This window comes from Streptomyces scabichelini (assembly GCF_011045015.1).
GTDB classification, from domain to species: Bacteria; Actinomycetota; Actinomycetes; order Streptomycetales; family Streptomycetaceae; genus Streptomyces; species Streptomyces scabichelini.
On sequence record NZ_JAAKZY010000087.1, the window covers coordinates 1 to 24,137 of the forward strand.

Genomic DNA, 24,137 nt, shown 5'->3' on the forward strand with positions numbered 1-24,137 from the left:
CCCACCCAGGGGCGCGGGGCTGTATCAATTTGCGGCTCCGCCGCGTGGGCGCGACCAGCCACCCACACACCCGCACCCGACTACGGCGATGCAGGAACCGAGTTCTTAGTGTCCCGAGGAGTCGCATCCGCATCGTCCCCCGACGTGGCCAGCCACGACCCAACCCCCACCACGGCCGCAAGGCCGACAGCCGCCACCCCGAGGGTGAGCCGCCGCCGACGAGCGGCAACCCGGTTGCGGGCGGAGCCGGGCCGCGGCGCCCCGGAGGCACGAGGCGCCCGAGCAGTACCGCGGGCCCCGCCCGCCAGCTCATCCGGCCCCGGCACCCGCATACTCGTATGCGTGTCACGATTCGAGTCGGGCACAGCCCCAGGCACCAGCGGCACAGCCCCCCGCCGCACACGTTCCCGCTCCCGCGGCCCCTCCGGCTCCGACGGGTCCGACGACCCCGACGACCCCGACGACCCCGACGGCTCGCAAGCCCCCTCCGCCGCCTCCGGCTCGTCCACATCCAGCGGCGGCATCCCCACCAGCACAGGCAACTGCTCCCGCAACCGCGCCCCCAGCTCGGACGCCCGCAACCGCGACGCCGGCGCCTTGGCCAGACACTGAACGAGAAGCTGCCACAGCTCCTCGGGAATGCCGGGCAGCGGAACCACCGTCTCCGTGACATGCCGCCGCAGCACCGCCCCGGGGTGCCCACCGCCGAACGGCGTGAACCCCGCCAGCAGCTCGTACAGCACGGTCGCAAGGGCGTAGATGTCGACGGCCGCCCGAGGAGGCAGCCCCTCGATGATCTCGGGCGCGAGATAGTCCGGCGTACCGATGATCTTCGTCGCCCGGGTCCGCCGCGGCGAGTCGATGAGTTTGGCCACACCGAAGTCCGTCAGCAGCGCCGGATGCGAACCGCCGGGCCCGAGCGGACCCTGCATGTCGAGCAGCACGTTCTCGGGCTTCACGTCCCGGTGGACGACACCCGCCGCGTGCGCGGCAGCGAGCCCGTCCGCGACATCGGCGACGATCGCGACCGCGGCCTCGGGAGCCAGCCGTCGCTCGCGGTCGAGCCGGGTCCGCAGATCCGTACCCCGTACGAGGTCCATGACCAGCGCGAGGTCGTTGCCGTCGACCACGAGGTCACGGACGGAGACCACATGCGGATGCTCGAGCCCGAGCAGCGCCGTCCGCTCCTGCACGAAGCGCCCCACGAGCTCCTGGTCGGACGCGAGGTCCTCACGCAACAGCTTGATGGCGACGGGCCCCTCCGGCCCCTCGCCCAGCCACACCGTGCCGGCGCTGCCCCGCCCCAGAATCTGGTGCGCGGTGTACCGGCTGCCGATCTTCCGTGCCAAGGCTGCTCCTACGGACGCGTGTTGTCGCTAAAGCTACGCGCCCGCGGAGCCAAGCTTCACTCCGGAGACAGAAATCACCCGCCAGGTGTCGACAAATCCCCAGAACCGCACCGCAGTTCTGGGGATTCGAAGAAGCCCAAGAGACCTAAAGGAGTACTTGCCCTACTGGCCGGAACCGGAACTCCCGCCCAATTCCCCCACCCAGTCCGACACCGTGGTGAACCAGTCCGACAGCTGCTCCCAGTACCCCTTGGTCGTCCCGATCCAGTCCTGGAGCGGACTCAGCTCCCAGATCAGCCAGCTGGCCACGAACAGAATGACGATCGTGAACAGGCACCCCTTGAGGCACCCGAGCCCGGGGATCTTCATCGGGTTGGCGCTGCGCTGCCGCGGCTCACGCGGCGGCCGGGGCTCGCGAGGCGGTCGCGACGCGGGCTGCTGGGGCTGCTGCGGCGCGGGCGCGTACCGCTGCGGCTGCTGCTGGGGCTGCCGCTGAGGCGCGTACTGCTGAGGCTGTCCCTGCGGCGGATAGCCCCCTGGCTGCTGCCGCTGCGGGGGCCGCTGTCGCGGCTGCTGCTGGGGACGTGCGACCTGCCGCTGCGGACGCCGCCGCAGCGGGTCCTCGCCGGGGTCGATATACGACTGGACCTGCGTCTGCTCGTTGCGGTCGCGGGCCGCGCGCAGCTGGTTCTGCCAGGGGTGCGGGTCCTCCGGTCCTCCGGACGGCGGCTGGTTCGGCGGCACCGGCGGCATCACGGAGGTGGGGTCGGCGTCACCGGAGCCGGGGCCCGTGCCGGTGTGCGGCAGGACGCTGGTCGCGCCGTTCGGGTCGTACGAGCCGGCGCCGTGCGGCAGCACCTGCGTGGGGTCGGCCCAGGATTCGCCCGGCACGGTGGCGGGCGCCGGGTCCGGGGCGAGCAGCGCGCCCACGCCCTCGGCGGCGGCGATCTGCGCGGAGGTCGCGTGCACGCCGACGCCCTCGGCGACCGCACGCAGGCCCCGCGCGAGGTTCTCGGCACTGGGCCGTTCGTCCGGGTTCTTGCGCAGGCACCGCTCGATGACCGTCCACAGGGGGTCGGGGACCGTGGAGGGACGGCGTGGTTCGGCGCTGAGGTGCTGGTGGAGCACCTCCAGGGAGGAACCACCCCCGAACGGCGGACGGCCGGTGACCAGCTCGTACAGCATGATTCCGGCGCCGTAGATGTCGACGGCGGAGGTCTGCGGGCGGCCCTCGGCGGACTCGGGGGCGACGTACGCGGGTGTGCCGACGAACTCGTGGGTGCGGGTCAGGCCGGGCGAGTCGGCGAGCCGGGCGATGCCGAAGTCGGTCAGCAGCGGGTGCATCTGGCCGCCGTCCTGCTTGAGCAGGACGTTCGCCGGTTTCAGGTCCCGGTGGACGACGCCGTCGGCGTGGCTGGAGGCGAGCGCGTCGGCGACCTGGGCGGTGAGGAGGGCGGCGGCAACGGGGCTGAAGGGGCCGTTCTCGCGCAGGTAGCGGTGCAGGTCGGGGCCTTCGACCAGGTCCATGACGAGGGCGAGCAGGTCGCCCTCGACGACGAGATCGCGTACCCGGACGATGTTCGGGTGGGTCAGCCTGAGCAGGACGGACCGCTCCCGCAGGAACCGCATCACGACGTCCGCGTCGTTGGCGAGCTCCTCCTTGAGGACCTTGATCGCCACGGTCTCGCCGGGCTGGCCCGGAACAGCCGCCTCGGCTCCCGCGGTCTCCCTCTGGCGGGCTCGCCAGACGGTGCCTGTGGCGCCGCGCCCAAGCGGCTCCTCAAGGAGGTACTTGCTCCCTACCGGCCGCACGTCATGCGCTCCCTGCTGCTTGCTTGGCTGGTCCGTCACCCTTGCTACGGGTGTTCCGTCCCACTGTAGTGCCGCCGAACCCGGCACCGGGTTGTCGTCGTTCTGTCGTCGCGCTGTCGTCGTTCTGAGGATGTCGTCCTGTGGATTACGTGGGGCGTTCACGTCCGTTTCAGGCGAAGACGCTCACTCTTGGGCGGTTGGTTGCCGGATCTTGGCGTGATCGATCCCAACCGGGCACTGGTCAGGCACTTTTGCGGGCAGAGCCGACCAATCAAGATCACTTGGTGGTGGGAGACGGGCGCGTTGTCAGTGGCAGGTGCGAGGATGCCTCCTGTTACTGGCCGACGTGCCCGAGTGCGGTGGGGGGACCTGCGATGGGGGATCGCAGCGCACCTCTTCGTGGGCGCCCGCGCAGAAGGGACCGCTGACGGCGATGCAGATCCGGCTGACCGTCGTAGACCCGCTGGGGACGCGCCCCGAGGGGCGTGCCGCGTCCTGCGACGTGCTGGTGACGGCGCCGGCCGGGACCGCACTCGCCGCGGTGGCGTCCGGCCTCGCCTCGGCGGTCGGGGGCGAGGGCGCCGGTGTGCTGTACGCGGGAGCGGAGCGGCTCGACGCACAGCGCTGCACGCTCGGTGAGCCACCGCTGATCGACGGCGCCGTGCTGTCCCTGGGTTCCCCGGCGGAGCCAGGACCCGAGGTCGACGCGGCCGCGGCCCAGCTCCATGTCGTCGCCGGGCCCGACGCGGGCGGCGTCCATCTGCTGCACGGCGGCCGTATCGACATCGGCCGCTCCGCCGACGCCGACGTACCCCTGGACGACCCGGACGTCTCCCGCCTCCACTGCGCCGTCACGGTCGCCGCGGACGGGCGGGTGTCGGTCGCGGACCTCGGCTCCACGAACGGCACGACGCTGGACGGCGCGCGCGTGGGCGAGCGTCCGGTGCGGCTGGCGCCGGGGGCGCTGCTGCGGGTGGGCGAGTCGACGTTGCGGCTGGCTCGCGCGGACGACGCGACGGCGGTTCGGGAGACGGTGACGGACGGCGAGGGACATGTACGGGTGGCGGGGGTGCCCGAGGAGCCGCCGAGGGCGTCCGGGTCCGCCGAGACCGTGCCGCACGCGCGCGAGGGGAGCGCTTCCTCCGCCTTAACGGTCAGCACGGTCGGCGAGGACGCGTCTCGCCCCTCGGCCGACGACACGCACCACGGCTTCGGCACGTCGGGATGGGGAGCCGCGGAGGGCAGCGACCCCGGGACGCAGGGGCACGGCCCCGTGGAACCGCCGGTCGTGCCCGGGCAGGGCGGGTCACCCGAGATCGAGAACGCGGGGTCGGTCGAGAGCGCAGGGCCAGCCCGGAGCACCCGGAAGGACACGCCGACGAGGGGCACGACCGTGCCGCGCGGGGTGCGCAGGCGCGGCGGGCTCTCGGCATGGGCCCGGCGGCTGGCCGGCGGCCGCAGCGAACAGTCCGGGACGACGGCGTACGAGGGGTACGAGGAGTACGAAAAGGACGCAGCACCGTCTCCGGAGCCCGCCGTGGAGGCCGCGTGGGAGCCGGAGCGGTGGCCCGACCCCGCGGCGCTTCTCCTGACCGCGCTCGGACCGGGGCCCCGGTTGTGGGAGCGCGGACCCGAGCACCCGGAGACGCTCGCGGTGCGGCTCGGTACGGCGGACCGGAGCGCGCCCGACGGTTCGGGGCTGCTGCCCGCGGTGCCGGTGACCACCGGGTTGCGGGAGGTCGGGGCGCTGGGTCTGGCCGGGCCGCGCACCCGTCTCTCCGGGCTCGCCCGCGCGGTGGTGGCGCAGCTCACCGCGCTGCACTCCCCCGACACGCTGGAGATCGTCCTGCTCAGCGCGGACCGCTCGCGCCCCCTGGAGGAGCGCACCGCCGAGTGGTCCTGGCTCGGCTGGCTCCCCCATCTGCGCCCCGCCCACGGCCAGGACTGCCGTCTCCTCCTCGCCTACGACCGCGAACAGGCCACGGCCCGCACGGAGGAACTGCTCCGCCGCTTGGAGGATCACGTAACGGAGGCGGGGCGGAGGACGGCGACTCGTCCCTCGCACGCGACTGCCACGGGCCGCCACGAGGTCCACCTCACCGCCGCCTCCCCGGACCCGACCGGCGCCGTCCCCGCCGCACGCCGACCGGGCGACACCGACGCCGACGCCGGCACCAGTACCGGCACCGGTGCCGGGCGCGGCGATGGCAACGACGTGAGCAACGGTCCGGGACCGTCCGCCGATGGCACCCACGTCGGTCACCCGTCGGGCAACCGCGGCAGTGACGACCGCGGCCACGACGGCCACGGCGACGATGCGACCGACCGTCCCGGGTCCCCCGCCGGAAGCCCCCACTCGGGTCACCGCTCGGACGACCGAAGCGGTGCCGGGCGCGGCCACGGCGGCGCCGCGAGCGACCGCCCCGGCCCGTCCGCCGAAGGCGCCCACCCAGGCGCCCACCCAGGAGACGGGCCGGACGACCGCGGCGCCGCAGGGCGCGGCTCCAGAGCAGCCGCCGACGGTGGCGGTGGCGAGGCCACGAGCCACCTCCCCGAGCCGTCCGCCGAAGGCTCCCACCCGGGCCACCCGTCGGACCACCGCAGCGCGCCCGACTCGTACGACTCACTGAGCTCACCTGACTCACCTGGCTCACCTGACTCAAAGGCACCCGCACCCACCACCGGACGCGACCGCGACGCCACCCACCTGGGGTTTTCGCTGGGTGGAGGGCAGGTCGACGGTGCGTTTCCAGGCCGGGGGCACCGGCCCTCCTGGGCCCGGGTCGACGACGCGGGCGACGTCGACTGGCCGGGGCCGTACACCGTGGTCGTCGTGGACGGTGACCCCGGGCCCGCCGCCGTGCGGGAAGCCGTGTCGCGGCTGGCGGTCGAGGGGCCGCGGGTCGGGATCCATGTCGTGTGCCTCGCCGAGACGGCGGCGGCGTCGCCCGCCTCGCCGGTGACGGAGACGTACGAGGCGGCCTGCGCGGCCTCGTCGGCGTTCCGGGACTGCGGGGCCGTCGCCCTGCTCAGCGGGGACGTGGCCACGGCGCTCCGGCTGCTCCGGGTGGCACCGGGCGCCCCCGCCGACGCCGCCGGCGCCCACACACAGACCGCGGAGCACACCCGCGGACCCGTCGGCCACGGCACCGTGGCCACCGTCGACGCGGTGTCCATGGCCTGGGCCGAGCGGTTCGCGCGGGCGCTGGCTCCGTTGCGTACGGACGGCGTGCCCGGTGAGCGGCACGCGCACGTGTCCGCTCCGCTGCCCCAATCGGCGCGGCTGCTGGACGAGTTGGGCCTGGCCCGGGCCACCCCGGCGTCGCTGATGGCCCGCTGGGCGGACGCGGCCGACGACACGAAGGCGCTCGGCGGGCGCGCGGTCGCCGTGCTCGGGGCCGGGCCGCGCGGTCCTGCGAGCGTGGACCTCGCGGGCGAGGGACCGCATCTGCTGATCGAGGGACCGTCGGGCAGCGGGCGTACGGAGCTGCTGCGCTCCGTCGCCGCGTCGCTCGCCGCCGCGGAGCGGCCCGACCGGCTGGGGATCGTGCTCGTCGACGGGCGGGACAGCACCGGGAGCGGTGCCGCCGCGCGCGGGGACGGCCTGCGGGTCTGCACCGACCTGCCCCATGTCACCACGCATCTCGCGGCCCACGACCCCGTCCGTATGCGGGAGTTCGCCCAGTCCCTCACCGCCGAGCTGAAGCGACGGGCCGAGCTCCTCGGCCGCCTCGGCTTCACCGAATGGCACGCACGGCAGCAGCTGTCGGGCCGCATCGGGGGGCAGCGCTCGGCGAACGGTTCCGCCGGCACGCCCCCGGGATCCGCCACGGCACGCACCACCTCCGGCGCCGCCGACCTGGACGCGCCCTCCAGCTCCACCCTCCGCCTGCGCCCCGCCGCCGAACGGCGGCGGGCGGCGGACGCGGGGCCGCCGCTCCCCCGGCTCGTCGTGGTCGTCGACGACCTGGACGCCCTGCTCTCCCCCGCCCTGGGCTCGCCGGGACGCCCCGCGGCGGGATCTGTCGTACGGGCCCTGGAAGCCGTGGCCCGGGAGGGTCACCGGCTCGGGGTGCACCTGGTGGCGGCCACCGGGGGCGGAGCCCGTACCGCCGAGACGGAGCTGGCCCGGCGGGCCACGCTGCGGATCGTCCTCGAAGCCCCCTCGTCCGGCCCGGAGGAGCCCGCCCCCGGCCGCGGACGCCTCACCGGTGGTCCCGGAGGTCCCGGCGGCCAGGCGATTCCCTTCCAAGGAGGCCGGGTCACGGGACGTATCCCCCGGACGGCGACCCTGCGGCCCACGGTCGTCCCCCTCGAGTGGAACCGTATGGGAGACCCGCCCGCCCGCCGCCCCGTGCGCGAGCTGGGCAACGGCCCGACGGACCTGGCGCTCCTCGCCAGCGCCCTGGAGCGAGCCGCCCGCTCCGTCTCGGCCACGGAGGTCCCCTCACTCCTCTGACGGCTCCTCTGATCACTCCCCTGATCACTCCTCTGACGCTCCGTCTGCCTTACCCCACGTCACGACGCGGTTACGATCACGCCCTTGACAGCGCAGGCGCTCTTGCCGCCGCCAAGCAGGCGGGCGTACACCAAGAGCGCATGAGACAGCGCTCGGACGTTCGACGGAGAACGGGGCAAGTGATGCGCAGCACTCTTCGTACATGCAGGCCGTACAGGAAAGGCGGGGCCGTAAAGGCCGCAGCCGCCGTCGTCGCGGGGGCGATGGCGCTCACGCTCACCGCGTGCGGCGGCGACGGCGACGATGACGGCGGAGGGAGCGACGGCGGCGAGACGAGCAACGCGGCCTCCGTCGAGCTCCCCAAGCTCGACGGTCAGAAACTGGAGGTCGCGGCCGTCTGGACCGGCCCGGAACAGGAGAACTTCACCAAGGTCCTGGACGAGTTCGAGAAGCGGACGGGCGCGGAGGTCAGTTACGTGCCGACCGGCAACAACACGTCCACCTTCCTGGGCACGAAGATCCAGGGCGGCAAGCCGCCGAACGTGGCGTTCCTGCCGCAGGTCGGCGTGCTCCACCAGTTCGCCGACAAGGGCTGGGTCAAGCCCCTCAGCGCCGAGGCCCAGGCGCAGATCGACAAGAACTTCTCGGCGGGCTGGAAGGACCTGGGCGCGTACAAGGGCAAGCAGTACGGCGTCTACGCGAAGGCCGCCAACAAGTCCCTGGTCTGGTACAACACGGCTGCCTTCGAGGCGGCCGGGATCACCGCGGAGCCCAAGACCTGGGACGAGTTCGTCCAGACCGCGCAGACGCTGTCGGACGCCGGTTCGCCCGCGGTCTCCATCGCCGGGCAGGACGGCTGGACCCTCACCGACTGGTTCGAGAACGTCTATCTCTCGCAGGCCGGACCCGAGAAGTACGACCAGCTCGCCCAGCACAAGATCAAGTGGACGGATCCCTCCGTGAAGGAGGCCCTGACCACGCTCGCCGAGTTGTGGGGCAAGGACGAGCTGATCGCGGGCGGCCGGGCCGGGGCACTGCGCACCGAGTTCCCCAAGTCGGTGACGAAGACCTTCTCCGGTGACACCCCGGCGGCGATGGTCTTCGAGGCCGACTTCGTCGCGGCGAACATCAACGCCGACACGAAGGCCAAGATCGGCACGGACGCCAAGGTCTTCCCGTTCCCGGCGGTCGGTGACCAGTCGCCGGTGGTCAGCGGCGGTGACGTGGCCGTGGCCCTGAAGGACGACAAGGGCTCGCAGGCCCTGCTGACGTTCCTCGCGTCGACCGACGCGGCCGAGATCTGGGCGGCCCAGGGCGGCTTCATCTCCCCGAACAAGGAGATGGACCAGAAGACCTACAAGGACGACGTGGCGCAGGAGATCGCCAAGCAGCTGATCGCCGCGGGCGACGACTTCCGCTTCGACATGTCCGACCAGGCCCCGGCGGCGTTCGGCGGCACGCAGGGACAGGGCGAGTGGAAGGGGCTCCAGGACTTCCTGAAGACCCCCACGAACGTCGAGGCCGTGCAGCAACAGCTCGAAGCGGCCGCCGCCAAGGCGTACGAGGGCTGACGGCAGCCGATGACGTCGCAGGCGGCGATGGCGGGGGGCCCGGCAGGACCGGTGCCACCCGCCGGCAAACGCAAGAGCGTGATGGGCACCCGGCTGTGGGTGGCAGGACTGTTCCTGCTGCCCGCGCTGGTGCTGCTCGGCGCGCTCGTGGTCTACCCGATCGGGTACTCGGTCTGGCGCAGTCTGTACGACGCCGACGGTTCGGGCTTCGTCGGCATGGAGAACTACGGCGACATCTTCGCGGACGACGCCACCTTCACCGCCGTCAAGAACACCGCGATCTGGGTCGCGGTCGCCCCCGCACTGGTCACCGGGCTCGGCCTGATCTTCGCCGTGCTGATGGAACGGGTGCGCTGGTCGACGGCGTTCAAGATGGTCATCTTCATGCCGATGGCGATCTCCATGCTCGCCGCCGGCATCATCTTCCGGCTCGTCTACGAGGCGGATCCCGACCAGGGCGTGGCCAACGCCGTGGTGGTGGGGGTGCACGACACCTTCGCCGAGTCGTCCGTCTTCCCCAACGCGCGCCCCTCGACGGAGAGTGACCTCAAGGCGTCCGGAGGCGGTTCCTTCACGTCCACGGGCACGGTGAGCGCGGGCTCCCCGGCCCTGCTCCCGCTGGTCGGCATCGCCCCGAACAAGCTGCCGGGCGATCCCGGGGACGCCAGGCCCGCCGAGGCCGCGGGCGACGACGTCACCGGCACGGTCTGGCTGGACTTCAAGCTGGGCGGCGGCGGTGAGAAGGGCGCCATCGACGCGGGCGAGAAGGCCATGGAGGGCATCAAGGTCGAGGCGGTCAAGGACGGCGATGTGGTGGCCTCCGCCAAGACCGGCGGTGACGGTACGTTCACGCTGCCGGCGGAGGCGGACGGTGCCCAACTGCGGCTGCCCGACTCGAACTTCGCGGCGCCCTACAACGGTGTCGACTGGCTCGGCCCGAGCCTGATCACACCGGCCATCATCGCTGCGTACGCCTGGATGTGGGCGGGCTTCGCGATGGTGCTCATCGCGGCGGGGCTCGCCGGAGTGGACCGCAATCTCCTGGAGGCGGCCCGGGTCGACGGGGCCAACGAGTGGCAGGTGTTCCGCAGGGTCACGGTGCCCCTGCTCGCGCCGGTCCTCGTCGTCGTGCTGATCACCTTGATGATCAACGTGATGAAGATCTTCGACCTTGTCTTCATCATCGCGCCGCAGCCCACCCAGGACGAGGCCAACGTCCTGGCCCTGCAGCTCTACAACTCGTACACCGGCGGTGGCGGCGACCTCGGCCTCGCCAGCGCGATCGGTGTGGTCCTGCTGCTGCTCGTGCTGCCGGTGATGATCGTCAATATCCGCCGACTGCGAAGGGAGCGCCGACGGTGACCGCACCCTCCGTACCGATGAAGGAACCAGTGGTGGCCGCCGAACCGGCCGGGCCGCCCGAGCGGTCGCTCGTGTCCCGGCTCGCGAGCGGCGCGGCCGGCGGTGTGATGCGGCTCTTCCTGATCCTGATCGCACTGCTCTGGGTGACGCCCACGGTGGGTCTGCTCGCCTCGTCGTTCCGTGATCCGACCGACATCGCCGCCTCCGGCTGGTGGGACATCTTCAGCAAGCCGTCCCAGCTCACCACCGAGAGCTACTCGACCCTGCTCGGCAAGGAGGAGATCACCGACTCCCTGCTCAACACGATCTGGATCACCGTTCCGGCCACCGCCCTGGTCATCGTCATCGGGGCCATGGCCGGATACGCCTTCGCCTGGATGGACTTCAAGGGCCGCGACTGGTGGTTCCTGGCCGTCGTGGCGCTGCTTGTGGTGCCGGTGCAGATCGCCCTGATCCCGCTGTCGGACCTCTTCGGCGACCTCGGGATCTTCGGCAGCATCATCGGTGTCGTCCTGTTCCACGTGGGCTTCGGCCTGCCGTTCGCGATCTTCCTGCTGCGGAACTTCTTCGCGGAGATCCCCCGGGAACTCCTGGAGGCGGCGCGGCTCGACGGCGCGAGCGAGACCCGGCTGTTCACCACGGTGATCCTGCCGCTCGGCGCGCCCGCCATCGCGTCGCTCGGCATCTTCCAGTTCCTGTGGGTGTGGAACGACATGCTGGTGGCGCTGGTCTTCTCGGACTCGGATTCACGGCCGCTGACGGTCGCCCTGACCGAGCAGACCCGGCAGTTCTCCGGCAACATCGAGACGCTCGCGCCCGGCGCGTTCATCTCGATGGTGATCCCGCTGGCCGTGTTCTTCGCGTTCCAGCGGCAGTTCGTGTCCGGCGTGATGGCGGGCGCGGTGAAGTAGCACCTCCGGGGCGGGCCGGCAACGGTCCGCCCCTCATCGCTCGCCGGACATCCCCCGTATGCCACATCTGGCGTAACCAGATCACCCCTTTGGCCGTTTCCGGGCAGTCTGCCGCGCCGACCCATGGATGTGTGCCGTGCCCCGGTTCAGTGTCATCGTCCCCGCGTACAAGGTGCAGGCATACCTGCACGCCTGCCTGGCATCCGTCCTCGAACAGTCCTTCCCCGACCTGGAGTTGATCGCGGTCGACGACTGCTCGCCGGACGCCTGCGGCTCGATCATCGACGAGCTCGCCGCCCAAGACCCCCGCGTACGGGCTGTGCACCTCGATGAGAACGTGGGCCTCGGCCCGGCCCGCAACGCCGGTATGGAGTGCGCCAAGGGCGACTACCTGATCTTCCTGGACGGCGACGACAGCCTCACCCCGGACGCGCTGCGGGCCATCTCCGACCGGCTGAAGGAGACGGACGATCCGGACGTCCTGGTCTACGACTACGCGCGCACGTTCTGGACGGGCGAGACGGTGCGCAACGTGCAGGCCGCGCAGCTCACCGAGCGGGGCCCGGCGCCGTTCCGGCTCGACGACCGGCCGGGGCTGCTCAAGGTCCTCATGGTGGTGGGGAACAAGGCGTACCGCCGGGAGTTCATCGAGCGGGAGGGCTTCACGTTCCCTCCCGGCCACTACGAGGACACTCCCTGGACGTACCCGGTTCTGTTGGCTTCCGAGACCATCGCGACGCTCGACCGCGTCTGCGTCCACTACCGCCAACGACGCCAGGGGAGCACGCCCGGCACGACCGGCACGCCCGGCACGACCGGCACGACCACCGGCCGGGGACACTTCGACATCTTCGACCAGTACGACCGTGTCTTCACCTATGTCGACGCCCGTCCCGAACTGGCGCACTGGCGCCCCGTCCTGTTCCGCCGCATGGTCGACCATCTCTCGGCCGTGTTCCTCGGGCGCGACCGGCTGCCGCGCGGCAGCCGTCGCGAGTTCCTGCGCAGGGCCCGCGCCCACTACGGCCGCTACCGCGTGCCGGGTGCCCGGCTCCCGGCCCGCAACTGGCTGCGGCACGTGCTCATCCGCCTGGGCAGCCACCGCACGTATCGCACGCTGTGCGCGGCGGCACGGCTGAAGAGACGCGTGGCGGGTGGCGTCACGGCGGTGTTCCGTCGCGTACGGGCCGCCGCGCTCAAGCTGCACTACCGGGTCCAGCTCCGGCTTCCCGTACGGGCCGACCGCGCCGTGTTCTCCAGCCACGACGGGCGCGGTTACGGCTGCAATGCCGGGGCGCTGGAGGACGCGTTCCGTACGTACGCGCCGGGCATCCGCACCGCGTGGATCGCGGCGCCCGAGTACCACCACACGGTCCCGACCTCCACGCGCAAGCTGCGCCCGGACACGGCCGCGTACTGGACGGCGCTCGCCCGCTCCAAGTACCTCGTCAGCAACGTCGGCTTCGGCCGCGAACTGGTCAAGCGACCGGGGCAGATCGTGGTCCGGACGCAGGCCGGCACCCCGCTCAAGCACATGGGCCTGGACCTGACGGACCGCCCGGCGGCGGCCCGCGGCACGGACTTCGCCGAACTGCTGCGCGACGCCGACCAGTGGGACTACTGCCTGTCCGGCAACCGCCACTCCACGCTCGTCTGGGAGCGCGTCTTCCCCTCCGGCTACACGACGCTCGAGTACGGCCAGCCGCGCAACGACGTGTTCCAGCGGGCGACCTCGGCGGACGTGGCCCGGCTGCGCGAGACCCTCGGCATCCCCGAGGGCACGGTCGCGATCCTGTACGCGCCGACGCACCGTGACTACCGCCGCACCCAGCGCAGCATGCTCGACCTGGAACGCGTACTGCGCCGGCTCGGCCCGCGCTTCGTGCTGTTGACCCGCGCGCACCACACGTACGGCGCCCCGCTCGCCCAGAGCGGCGGCCGGCTGATCGACGTGTCGGACCATCCGAGCATCGAGTCCCTGTGCCTCGCCTCGGACGCGCTGATCACCGACTACTCCTCCCTGATGTTCGACTATGCGAATCTCGACCGGCCGATCGTGATCCACGCGGACGACTGGGAGGCGTACGAGGCGGCACGCGGCACCTATTTCGATCTGCGCGCGTTTCCGCCGGGAGTCGTCGCGCGCGGCGAGGACGAACTGATCGACATCTTCGCGACCGGCCACTGGCGCGGTTCGCGCTCCGCGCAGCTGAGGGCCGCGTTCCGGGGGCGCTTCTGCCCGTACGACGACGGGCGGGCCGCCGAGCGTGTCGTACGCCGTGTCGTGCTCGGTGAGACCGCGGGGCTGCCGGCCGTGGTGCCGCCGGACGAGCGCCATCCGGTGCCGTCGGCGGCGGACGGCGGCATTCCGCGGGTGCCCGATTCCCCGCGAACCGGGGATTATCCGACCCCCTCACCACTGGCAACTGTTTCGACACCCGGAGTTTCCGTTCCGGTCGTTGACAGTCCCTGAAGCACTCAGATCCCATCCTCCAACACACAGAAATTCCATAGACCCCGCTGTACGGAGTACACATGACCTCCAGCACCACCGAGCTGCCCCGTCCCAAGACCCTGTCGGACGTCAAGGGCTGGTTCCGTGCCGTCGATCAGCAGCTGTTCGACTGGTTCCTGTCCCGGCAGCTCGACAGCCGGCAGACCGGCGATCTGCTGGAACTCGGCGCCTACATGGGAAAGAGCGCCATCTTCATGGCCTCCTACCTGCGTGACGAAGACAAGTTCACGGTGTGCGACCTCTTCGACTCCCCCGCGGAGGACGCGGCCAACAGCAAGGAGATGAACAAGTCGTACTCGACGCTGACCCGGCGGGCCTTCGAGGCCAACTACCTCGCATTCCACGAGCAGTTGCCGGAGATCATCCAGGCGCCGAGCCAGGTGGTCGCCGACCGCGTCGAGGACAAGAGCTGCCGCTTCGCGCACATCGACGCCTCGCATCTGTACGAGCACGTGAACGCGGACATCGAGGCGGTGCGCGACATATTGCTGCCCGACGGCGTGGTCGTGCTCGACGACTTCCGCGCCGAGCACTGCCCGGGCGTCGCCGCGGCCACCTGGGGGGCGATTCCCACGTACGACCTGCGCCCCATCTGCATCACGGGCACCAAGTTCTACGGCACGTGGGGCGACCCCGAGCCGCTGCGCGACGCGCTGCTGGAATGGCTGGCGGGCCGTGACGACATGTGGCACGAGGTGCAGCAGGTGGCGGGGTACGGGCTGATCCGCATCACCGGCCAGAAGGCCAGGGAGCCGGAGCAGCCGGTGTCCAAGTACGCGGGCGAAAAGCCGGAGCCGGTGGCCGAGACTCCGGCCACGCCCAAGCCCACGTCCGCGGCCGCGTCCACTCCGCGCGCGGCCGCGCGGCCCGCCACGGTCGGCCCCGCCAAGCGGCGGCCGAGCCGCACCAGGCGGATCGCGAAGGACCTGCTGCCGCCGATCGTCACGAGGGCGCTGGTCAAGGCCCGTAAGGGCTGAGGCGGTTACCGCGCCCCTGAAGGAGGCCGGAGGCCTTCCTTTTAGGGGCGCGGGGCTGTGTCAATTTGCGGCTTCCGCCGCGTGGGCGCGACCAGCCACAACGCACCCGCAGGAAGGAAAGAGCCGCATGCCCCCCTCGAAGACGCGTACCTGGGTGATCCTCCTCGCCGCCGTCTTCGCTCTGCTCCAACTCGCCAACGTCACGGGCCGGGACACCCCCGACAGCAGGAACTACCTGTCGTACGCCCTGAGCCTGCGCGGCGACAGCAAGCGCGAGGCGGCGGCCACCACCATCGACTACGTCTGCGCGGGCCGGGCCGACGAGGCGCGCCGCAGCCAGAGCGTCGACGTGGTGAGCTTCCGCTCCCCGAGCCGGGCCGGGCAGGTCGCGGAGGAGTGCCGGCGCGAGCTGTGGCGGCAGGTGGACCGGCGACTGCGGGCCGGGCAGACCGACGGACACACCGTGCCGTTCACGTCCGAGCGGTTCCGGCGGATCTTCGAGGCGCGGCCCGGGTATCCCGTGCTGCTGGCGCCGTTCGTCACGGTGTTCGGCGTGACGTGGGGCATCTGGGTGTCGAGCGTGCTCGTGGCCGCGGCCGGGGGCGTCCTGGCCTTCCTGGTCCTGCGTGCCCTGCGCGCCCCGACCGCCGTGGCCCTCACCGGGCAGGCCCTGTTCTACGCCCTGCCGGTCGGCACGACCGCCATGCGCCCCATGACCGAGGGTCTGCTGCTCGCCCTGTCCCTGACGGCCCTGTGGGGCTGTGTGCTGGCGCTCGACGGCCGGCCGCGCGCCGGGGCCGCACTGGTCGACGGCTCGCTGCTGCTGCTCTTCACGGTGAAGCACTCGCAGGCACTGTTCCTCGGGCTGTGCCTCGTGGGGGCGTGCGGGGTGATCGCCGTACGGAGAAAGGGACTTGACCACGGTCCGCGGATGATCGCCGTGGTGGCGGGCTGCGCGGCCCTGGGCACCGTGTCGGCCGCCGAGCTGCTGAACTATCCCTCCACGAACGAGAGCCTCCAGGACCTGCTTGCCCACCACTTCACGCTGCCCGACCGCGCACACCCGTGGCCGGAGTTCCTGCGACTGGAGTCCAACTTCTGGGTGGAGTGGCTGCGCCGGCAGTTCTGGGAGCCGCTGTTCATCGCGGCGCTGGCCGCCGGTGCGTGGGGTGTGCTGCGGCAGCGTCCGGTCTTCGCGGCGTTCCTGATCGCGGCGGCCTTCAGCGGTGTCCTCAACCAGGCGGGCCACCCGGACATCAACATCGGCGACCGGCTGATCGTGCTGGCGTGGGTGCTGCCGGTGATCGGGGTGCCGCTGCTGCTGGAGCGGGCCGCGTCGACGATGCCGACGCTTGAAACCCCGGGTGCCCGGCCCGCGTTGACCGCGAGCCGGGCACCGAACCTGCGCTGATCAGGGGTTGACCGAACCCGCCTTGATCAAGGATTACTCGACGACGAGCTCGACCGGGATGTTGCCGCGGGTCGCGTTGGAGTACGGGCAGACCTGGTGGGCCTGCTCGACCAGCGTGCGGCCGGTCTCGGCGTCGACGGACTCGGGGAGCTCCACGCGCAGCGTGACCGTGAGGCCGAAACCCTCGCCCTGCTTGCCTATGCCGACCTCGGCGGTCACCGCCGCGTCGCTGACGTCGACCTTCGCCTGACGGCCGACGAGGCCGAGGGCGCTGGCGAAGCAGGCGGAGTAGCCGGCGGCGAACAGCTGCTCCGGGTTCGTGCCCCGTCCTCCGCTGCCGCCCATCTCCTTCGGAATGTCCAGCTCGAGGTCGAGGCGGCCGTCGCTGCTGTAGGCCCGGCCGTCGCGGCCGTGGGTGGCGGTGGCGACAGCGGTGTAAAGCGCGTCCATGGAAAACCATCCTTCTCATCAGCGATCAAGATCGTGTCGGCGGGCCTTGGGGGTGTCCTTGGCTCGGCCGCCTCACGACGACAATTAGAGCACACAATTCAGTTGTGCACAATCCAATGGCGCGTACGAGCTATCCTGGAGGCATGACCACTACTCCGACACCGAACCCCGCCGCAGCCGACGCCCTGCGTGACGCCGAGGACTTCCTCCGTCTCGACCAGCAGATCTGCTTCTCCCTGAACGCCGCGTCGCGTGCCTTCGGCGGCGTGTACCGGGTCGTCCTGAAGGACCTGGGGCTCACCTACCCGCAGTACCTGGTCATGCTCGTGCTGTGGGAACACGGCGAGCTGGCGGTGAAGAAGCTGGGCGAGCATCTGCGGCTCGACTCCGGGACACTGTCGCCGCTGCTCAAGCGGCTGGAGGCGACCGGTCTCGTACGGCGTGAGCGCAGCGTCCAGGACGAGCGGTCGGTGGTCGTCCGGCTCACGGACGAGGGCGGCGCGATGCGCGAACGGGCACTCGCCGTGCCGCGCCGGATCTTCGCCGCGACGAGCTTCGACCTGGACGAGCTCCGCGATCTGCGGACCCGGCTCGACGAGCTCACGGCGGCGCTGGACGAAGCGGACCTCGACGAGGCCGGTCTTGACGAGGCGGCGCTGGAGAGCTGATCACGAGGGTGCCGGATTCTCCGGTAAGGAGCCGGGTTCTCCGGTAAGGATCCGCCGGTCATTGGCGGAACCTTTGCCGAATTCCTGCCATCTTCCCCACGGGACAGTAAGTAACTCTTACCGGAAAATTACCCGCAAGACCTACATTCCTTCCCGTGGAAGCCAGTCAAGCCATGCATCCTCACCCACCCCAGGTCTGCGTCGTCGTCATCGGGTACGACGACGTCACTCATGTGGCGGACGCGGTGCGCTCGGCGCTGGCACAGGGCCCGGCCGTCCGAGAGGTGATAGCCGTCGACGACTGCTCGACGGACGGCAGCGCCGAACTCCTGGACCGTCTGGCGCTCGGCGAACCGCGCCTGAGGGTCCTGCGCCGCAAGGTGAACAGCGGCGGCTGCGGCAGCCCGCGCAACGACGGGATCGACGCCGCCACGGCCCCGTACGTGATGTTCCTGGACAGCGACGACGTACTGCCGCCCGGCGCCGTGGACGCGCTCCTCGACGCGGCCGTCGGGCGCGGCACCGAGGTCGCGGCGGGCCTGTGCGTACGCCGCGAACTGCCGTCGGGCCGCGAGGTCCCCTGGCAGCCCGAGCTGTACGGGCAGCCCGCCCTGGTGCCGCACGCCTCCATGCACACCGACCTGGTCCACGACACGCTCTGCGTCAACAAGCTGTACCGCACCGACTTCCTGCGCGAGCAGGACATCCGCTTCCCCGAGGGGCGCTTCCCCTACGAGGACTTCGTGTTCACCGCACGCGTGCTCGCCGCCGGGCCGCGCATAGCGCTGATACCCGACACCGTGTACGTCTGGCATGTGCGCCGGTCCGCCGAGCGCCTGTCGATCTCGCTCGACCGGGCGGACACGGACAACTGGCGGGCCAGGCTCACGGCCCACGGCATGGCGCACGACATCCTCCTCGCCGCCGGTGAGAAGCGGCTCGCGCGGGCGGCGCGCACCACGTTCCTGGACCACAGCCTGCGGATGTACGCGCGCGAGCTCGGTCTGCGCGGCGCCGAGTACCGGCGTGAGTGGTGGGCCCTCACGCGCGCGCATCTCGCCGCGTACGACGCGGGCGACTTCGCCGTCGCCCCGGCGCCAGGGCGGGTCGTCGCACAGCTCGTCCTGGCCTCCGAGGAGCCGCGCGACCTGGACCGCGTCAAGGAGGTCGCCGCGCGTCCGGCCCGGCTGCTGCCGCCGTATCCACGGGCTGCGGACGGCACGCCGGTCTGGGCCGCCGATCTCCCCCAAGTGACCCTGGAACACCTCCTGTTCCGGCCTGTCCATCTCCTCCCTGTTGCCGTCGACGCGGAACTGCGGCCACGCGCGCGTGCCACCCGACTACGGCTGTGCCTGCACGAGCTGTACGGGCGGATGGCGGACGCGGGGCCGGCCTCCGTGGACATCGAGTTCGTGAACCGCCAGGACGGCCGGACGGGTCTCGGCCTCACGGCGGACTTCCTGGCCGACGACTTAGAGACCGGCTCCGAGCCGGACTTCTGGTGGGCCGAGGCGCCGGTCGACCTCTCGGCGCTCGGCTCCGGCACCTGGGACCTGCGGCTGTGCGTGCGCTTCCACGACGGCACGAGCCGCGACACCACGGCGCACGCGGTCGCGGGGCCGGGCCTCCTGCGCCGTACCGCCGTACCGAGCACCCGCCACGGCGTGCTGCTCGTCCAGCCGTACGCCACCCACGCGGGCTCGCTGGCGCTGCGGCTCGCGCCCGGTCGGCGAGGAGTGACAGCCGTGGTGCGCCGCCGGCTGAGGCGCCTGCTTCACTTATGCACGACGATGGACACACGTGTCCGCTGAGAAGCACATCTGCTGACATACGCATCCGCACCACCACCGACAGACGAACCGACAGACGAACCGACAGACGAGGGGACTGCCGTACATGACCTGGCTGATCACCGGCGGCGCCGGCTACATCGGGGCGCATGTGGTCCGCGCGATGACCGAGGCGGGCGAACAGGCCGTGGTGTACGACGACTTGTCCACCGGGATGGCCGAGCGCGTCCCCGACGGGGTGCCCCTGGTCGTCGGCTCGACCCTGGACGCGGAGCGTGTGACGCGCGCGCTCACGGACCACGCCGTCACCGGTGTCGTCCACCTGGCGGCGAAGAAGCAGGTCGGTGAGTCGGTGGAGCTGCCGCTGCACTACTACCGCGAGAACGTCGAGGGCCTGCGGGTGCTGTTGCAGGCGGTCACGGCCGCCGCGGTGCCGTCGTTCGTGTTCTCGTCCTCCGCGGCGGTGTACGGGATGCCCGACGTCGACCTCGTGACCGAGGAGACGCCCTGCGTCCCCATGAGCCCGTACGGCGAGACGAAGCTGGCGGGCGAGTGGCTGGTCCGCGCGACGGGCCGCGCACACGGTCTCTCGACGGCTTCCCTGCGCTACTTCAACGTGGCGGGCGCGGCGACACCGGAACTGGCCGACACGGGCGTCTTCAACCTCGTACCCATGGTCTTCGAGAAGCTCACGGAGGGCGCGGCGCCGCGGATCTTCGGCGACGACTATCCGACGCCCGACGGCACCTGCGTACGCGACTACATCCACGTGGTCGACCTGGCCGAGGCCCACGTGGCGGCGGCCCACCGCCTTGCCGCCTCCCCCGGCACGGACCTCACCCTCAACATCGGTCGCGGCGAGGGCGTTTCGGTCCGCGAGATGATCGACCGCATCAACGAGATCACAGGCTACGACCTGCCTCCGGAGGTCACACCGCGCCGCCCGGGAGACCCGGCCCGCGTCGTCGCGTCGGCGCACCGCATCGCCGACGAACTGGGCTGGAAGGCGAAGTACGACGTCGACGACATGATCAGGTCGGCTTGGGAGGGGTGGGGGCGGCTGCATCCTGAGGCTCGGCACGGCTAGGAGCGTGGGTCGGTAACGAGCAAGCGGCCTGCTGGCCGTGCTCGATGGGATCGGTCGCGGTCGCCCGCCGGCGCCTGTGGGGTTGTGTGGGGGCGGCCCTGCCCGTCGGATGTGCGGCCTGGTAGGGCCCGTGACGGGGCTGGGAGGCCCGGCTGGTCAGCTGGCGTGGGCGGCGAGTCCGGCGGTTCCGGCGTGTCGGAAGATCTTGCGGAGGTTGTGGCAGGCGGCCAGCAGTCGCCACTCGCCGCGGGCGCCGTCCTCGCCGCGCAGGAGGAGTTGGCGGCCGTTCTGGCAGGTCATGATCTGGCCGAATACGGGTTCGACGATGGCCTTGCGGCGGCTGTAGGCGGTCTTGCCGGGCTTGGTCCGCAGCTTGCGGGCCATGCGTTCCTTCAGGGTGGCGTTCGCCGGGATCCGTCCGCGCGGTGCGGGCGGTACCTGTTCGTCGTGGGCCAGACGGCCAGTGGCCATGAACGTGTCGGTTCCGTAGGACAGTTGGCGATCCCTGGCGGCTTCGAGGTTGGTCTCGGAGCAGTAGCCGGCGTCGACCAGGGCCTGCTTGGGGTGCGTGCCGGTGTTCGCCGCGGACTGCTCCAGCATGGTGGTGTAGTTCAGCGCGTCCGAGGCGTTGGTCGTCACGTCGGCGGTGGTGATGACCTGGTGGGCCTCGTCCACGACAGCTTGGGCGTTGTAGGCCTGGATGTAAGCGCCGTCGCTGTTCTTCATGATCCGCGAGTCGGGGTCGGTGAAGTTGGCCTGGGCCTTCGGTTTCGGGCGGGCCTTGGCGGCCGCCTTCTCCCCGGCGTCGGTGACGGCCTGCTCGTCGGCTGTGCCCTTGCGCTGCTGGCGGCGGCGCTCGATGTCCTCGGCGTGGCGACGGGCCTTGTCCGCAGCTTCGGCCTCGATCTGGGCGCGGGCTGCCTGCAGTCTGGCGAGGCGCTTCTCGCGGCGGTCGAGTTCGGCGGGCAGATCGGTGTCCTTGCCGTCGGGGCCGAAGGCCTGGTCCTCGGCGATGTCGGTGGCCTCGGCGTCGGCGAGCAGGGCGGCGGCCCGGGCCTCCAGTTGGGCGATCTCGGCCTCGATACGTTCCTCCTTGTCGACCAGGCGGCCGTAACTCATCGCCTTGTGTTTGGAGGCGTTGGCTTCGAGCTTGGTGCCGTCCAGGGCGACGCGGCCCATCTTGACCATGCCGAGCTTGGCCGCGAGGTGCAGCGACTGGGTGAACAGGTCGGCCAGGGCGCCCAGGTGGCGGCGGCGGAACCGGGCGATCGAGCGGTAGTCCGGGGCCTGGTCAGCGGCCAGGAACCGGAACGCCACGTCGTCGGCGCACTTGCGCTCGATCGCCCGAGAGGAGCGCACCCCGGTGGTGTAGCCGTAGATCAGCAGACGCAGCATCAGACGCGGATCGTAGGGCGGGTAGCCACACTTCTCGGTGTAATCGGCCAGGACCGGCCCCAGGTCTAGCACCTCGTCGACCAGGTCCGCGACGAACCGGGCGAGGTGCTCCTGGGGCAGCCAGTCGTCCAGCGACGGGGGAAGCAACAGGACCTGGTGAGGGGCGAACGCCCTGAACCGCTTGTCTACCCCCGCCGGACGGCCCTGCGGGTGCTGCTTCTCCACCGGCTCGACCTCGAACAGCCCATCCCCACCACGCATGCCGCGATCCTTCCGCACCTACGGTCATCAACCGGAGGCGGGGTGCTGCCCGGTCGGATAATCCACGTGCGGCCCGGTCGTCCCGCGTGATACTCCTCCCGACTATGGGCGATCTTGTGACAGCGCGGCTCGTACTTCATCCGATGACAGTCAGCGAGGCTGAGCGAGTGGTGGCAGGCGAGTCGGACGGCGGTGCCCGATGGGCGCCCGGATACCCCACCGATGGGGACATGTCCGCCGCCAGGCGCTTCCTGGGCACCTGCGCGACCACCGGTGATCCCCGACCGTTCGGTAACTATGAGATCCGTCGCCGCGAGGACGGTCAGGCGATCGGCGGCCTGGGCTTCCACGGACCTGCGGACGAGAACGGCAGCGTCACGATCGGCTACGGCCTCATCACGTCAGCGCGAGGCAAGGGATACGCCTCCGAAGCCCTCCGCTGCCTTCTGCTGTTCGCGCGGGCACGCGGCGTCACCTGCGTGAAAGGCGACGCCGACCACGACAACATCGCGTCCCAGCACGTCATGACGGCAGCCGGCATGAGGCCGACCGGAGAAGACGAACGCGTCAGGTACTTCGAGATCGCCTGGACCGACACGACGGCGGATACTGCCCCACGCTCCTAGGGCCTGTTGGGTCTGAAATCCCTGGACGGAACGCTGAAGGGCCTGCTGACATAGGCGGAATGAGCTCCTTCTGGACAGGCAAGCGGGTAAGGCTACGCGGCATCGAACCCGAGGACTGGCAAGCGTTCATGCAGATGGACGAATGTTCGGAACACCAGCGGTCGGCAGACGCGCTCTACCCGCCACGCAGCGCATCCGTGTGGGCGGCCGAAAGACGGCCCGCGCCCAGCTTGAACACATCCTGCGACTCTCGGACCTGGATAACGTGACCGTACGCGTCCTGCCTTTCGCCACAGAGGACTTCGCCGGAGCAGGACATTCCATGCTCTACGTACACGGCCCCGTCCCCCAACTCGACACAGTCCAGCTGGACACCGCCCACGGCGGTGAGTTCATCGGCAGCGAGCCGCTCCTCAAGCAGTACCGGAAACGCTACGAAAAGGTCGTCTCCACGGCCCTCGAACCGGGACAGTCCCGGGACTTCATCACCCAGATCCTCCAGGAACTCTGAAAGGTACCCCCGTGTCCACCCCTCTCACCTGGCAGAAGTCGTCGTTCTCGGGCGGCGGTTCGGGCGAGGACTGCGTCGAACTCGCCACCTCCGACACCGCGATACACCTCCGCGAAAGCGACCACCCGGCGATACTCCTCACCACAACGCCCGCCCCCCTGGACGCCCTCCTCACCACCCTCAAGTCCGGCCGCTTCACCTCGCGATGAGGACAGGCTGGAAGAAGCCACTGCTCTCCGGGCTCTCCCAACTGACCTCGGAGAAGCCCGCGTCGGAGACGAACCGCGTCAACTGCCGCTGGCCAAGCGCCCAGTAGGTGGCGCGCCGCACTCGCACCTGCCAGTCGTCCCCGTCCGGTACGAGCTGGAAGAGCTCCAAGTCGTAGTGCTCTCCGTCGTCGTGCCAGTCCCAGAGCTGGAAGCCGATGGTCCGGCCGGCCTCGGTCCGGGACACGCTCGGTGGGGTGGCGGCGGGGCGGGAGGCGAGGATCTCGTCGTAGGGGCGAGTGCTGAGCAGGAGCAGGCCGCCGTCGTGGAGGACGCGTCGCATGGCGGCCAGGGCGGTACGGACGTCCTCCTCGGTGAGCAGGTGGGGAAGCGAGTTGTCGGCACACACGACGACGTCGAACTGGCCGTCGCCGAAAGGAAGCCGGCGCATGTCAGCCACGACCGCCGGAAGCCGCACTCCCCGCGCGCCCGCCTCGCGCACCGCCCGGCCGACCGCCGCCCCGCTGATGTCGCTGCCGGTGACCCGATGCCCCCGGAGCGCCAGCCCGACGGCCTGCGTACCGATCCCGCACGCGCAGTCCAGGACAGCCCTGGATCCCTCCCCCAGCCTCGCCCGGATGATCGCGTCCAGGCTGCCACCCTGCCGGACCACGCCGGCGTCCCAGTCGGCGTAGATCAGGTGGTAGTCGTCGGCGAGCTGGTCGTAGAAGCGCGCCACTGGGTACTCGGCCATACCCCCAAGCTAGCCCCGCGAT

Annotated in this window: 18 protein-coding genes; 13 read left to right on the forward strand and 5 right to left on the reverse strand. The window is 71.1% G+C overall.

What is annotated here, in order from left to right; all coding sequences use genetic code 11:
- Positions 1-80: 80 nt before the first annotated feature.
- A complete protein-coding gene (locus G5C60_RS25685) occupies positions 81-1,349 on the reverse strand; it encodes a serine/threonine-protein kinase (protein ID WP_165263278.1) in 1,269 nt (422 codons plus the stop codon).
- 162 nt (positions 1,350-1,511) lie between these two features.
- Positions 1,512-3,161 (reverse strand): protein kinase domain-containing protein, encoded by a 1,650-nt coding sequence (locus tag G5C60_RS25690; RefSeq protein ID WP_165263279.1) that lies wholly within the window; start codon positions 3,159-3,161, stop codon positions 1,512-1,514.
- A gap of 433 nt (positions 3,162-3,594) precedes the next feature.
- On the opposite strand from G5C60_RS25690, the gene G5C60_RS25695 reads away from it, so the two are divergent.
- The 7 genes from G5C60_RS25695 to G5C60_RS25725 all read left to right on the forward strand — a co-directional run bounded on the left by G5C60_RS25695 (position 3,595) and on the right by G5C60_RS25725 (position 16,367).
- A complete protein-coding gene (locus tag G5C60_RS25695; protein WP_165263280.1) occupies positions 3,595-7,620 on the forward strand; it encodes an FHA domain-containing protein in 4,026 nt (1,341 codons plus the stop codon).
- 182 nt (positions 7,621-7,802) lie between these two features.
- Positions 7,803-9,191 (forward strand): ABC transporter substrate-binding protein, encoded by a 1,389-nt coding sequence (locus G5C60_RS25700; protein WP_165263281.1) that lies wholly within the window; start codon positions 7,803-7,805, stop codon positions 9,189-9,191.
- A 9-nt stretch (positions 9,192-9,200) separates the two neighbouring features.
- Positions 9,201-10,553, forward strand: coding sequence for a carbohydrate ABC transporter permease (locus G5C60_RS25705; RefSeq protein WP_165263282.1), 1,353 nt, complete (start codon positions 9,201-9,203; stop codon positions 10,551-10,553).
- A 17-nt stretch (positions 10,554-10,570) separates the two neighbouring features.
- Entirely contained in the window at positions 10,571-11,464 is an 894-nt protein-coding gene (locus G5C60_RS25710; RefSeq protein ID WP_165263303.1) for a carbohydrate ABC transporter permease, read from the forward strand.
- A gap of 136 nt (positions 11,465-11,600) precedes the next feature.
- Positions 11,601-13,937 (forward strand): CDP-glycerol glycerophosphotransferase family protein, encoded by a 2,337-nt coding sequence (locus G5C60_RS25715; protein ID WP_165263283.1) that lies wholly within the window; start codon positions 11,601-11,603, stop codon positions 13,935-13,937.
- A gap of 62 nt (positions 13,938-13,999) precedes the next feature.
- A complete protein-coding gene (locus G5C60_RS25720; protein ID WP_165263284.1) occupies positions 14,000-14,956 on the forward strand; it encodes a class I SAM-dependent methyltransferase in 957 nt (318 codons plus the stop codon).
- A 127-nt stretch (positions 14,957-15,083) separates the two neighbouring features.
- Positions 15,084-16,367 carry a hypothetical protein gene (locus tag G5C60_RS25725; RefSeq protein ID WP_241267061.1) on the forward strand — a complete coding sequence of 428 codons (1,284 nt, stop codon included), beginning with the start codon at positions 15,084-15,086 and terminating at the stop codon, positions 16,365-16,367.
- Between the two features lie 33 nt (positions 16,368-16,400).
- Here the strand turns inward: G5C60_RS25725 and G5C60_RS25730 are convergent, their stop codons facing one another.
- Entirely contained in the window at positions 16,401-16,817 is a 417-nt protein-coding gene (locus tag G5C60_RS25730) for an organic hydroperoxide resistance protein (RefSeq protein ID WP_165263285.1), read from the reverse strand.
- Between the two features lie 143 nt (positions 16,818-16,960).
- Between G5C60_RS25730 and G5C60_RS25735 the strand changes: the two genes are divergently transcribed.
- The 3 genes from G5C60_RS25735 to galE all read left to right on the forward strand — a co-directional run bounded on the left by G5C60_RS25735 (position 16,961) and on the right by galE (position 20,362).
- Complete coding sequence (locus G5C60_RS25735; RefSeq protein WP_165263286.1) at positions 16,961-17,485, forward strand: MarR family winged helix-turn-helix transcriptional regulator; 525 nt, start codon at positions 16,961-16,963, stop codon at positions 17,483-17,485.
- A 173-nt stretch (positions 17,486-17,658) separates the two neighbouring features.
- A complete protein-coding gene (locus G5C60_RS25740; protein ID WP_165263304.1) occupies positions 17,659-19,296 on the forward strand; it encodes a glycosyltransferase family 2 protein in 1,638 nt (545 codons plus the stop codon).
- A gap of 85 nt (positions 19,297-19,381) precedes the next feature.
- Complete coding sequence (gene galE / locus G5C60_RS25745) at positions 19,382-20,362, forward strand: UDP-glucose 4-epimerase GalE (protein ID WP_165263287.1); 981 nt, start codon at positions 19,382-19,384, stop codon at positions 20,360-20,362.
- A 156-nt stretch (positions 20,363-20,518) separates the two neighbouring features.
- Here galE and G5C60_RS25750 read toward each other — a convergent pair whose 3' ends face one another.
- Positions 20,519-22,018 carry an IS1182 family transposase gene (locus tag G5C60_RS25750; RefSeq protein ID WP_420907410.1) on the reverse strand — a complete coding sequence of 500 codons (1,500 nt, stop codon included), beginning with the start codon at positions 22,016-22,018 and terminating at the stop codon, positions 20,519-20,521.
- Between the two features lie 104 nt (positions 22,019-22,122).
- Here G5C60_RS25750 and G5C60_RS25755 point away from each other — a divergent pair, with 104 nt between their 5' ends.
- The 3 genes from G5C60_RS25755 (at position 22,123) to G5C60_RS25765 (ending at position 23,364) form a co-directional block, all read left to right on the forward strand.
- Complete coding sequence (locus tag G5C60_RS25755; RefSeq protein ID WP_165263288.1) at positions 22,123-22,644, forward strand: GNAT family N-acetyltransferase; 522 nt, start codon at positions 22,123-22,125, stop codon at positions 22,642-22,644.
- A gap of 142 nt (positions 22,645-22,786) precedes the next feature.
- Positions 22,787-23,155, forward strand: coding sequence for a Scr1 family TA system antitoxin-like transcriptional regulator (locus G5C60_RS52285; protein ID WP_241267062.1), 369 nt, complete (start codon positions 22,787-22,789; stop codon positions 23,153-23,155).
- 11 nt (positions 23,156-23,166) lie between these two features.
- Positions 23,167-23,364, forward strand: coding sequence for a DUF397 domain-containing protein (locus G5C60_RS25765; RefSeq protein ID WP_165263290.1), 198 nt, complete (start codon positions 23,167-23,169; stop codon positions 23,362-23,364).
- On the opposite strand, the gene G5C60_RS25770 is transcribed toward G5C60_RS25765, so the two are convergent.
- On the reverse strand, positions 23,351-24,115 hold the full coding sequence (locus tag G5C60_RS25770) for a class I SAM-dependent methyltransferase (protein ID WP_165263291.1): 765 nt from the start codon (positions 24,113-24,115) through the stop codon (positions 23,351-23,353). The two genes, G5C60_RS25765 and G5C60_RS25770, sit on opposite strands and share 14 nt — an antisense overlap.
- Positions 24,116-24,137: the final 22 nt, after the last annotated feature.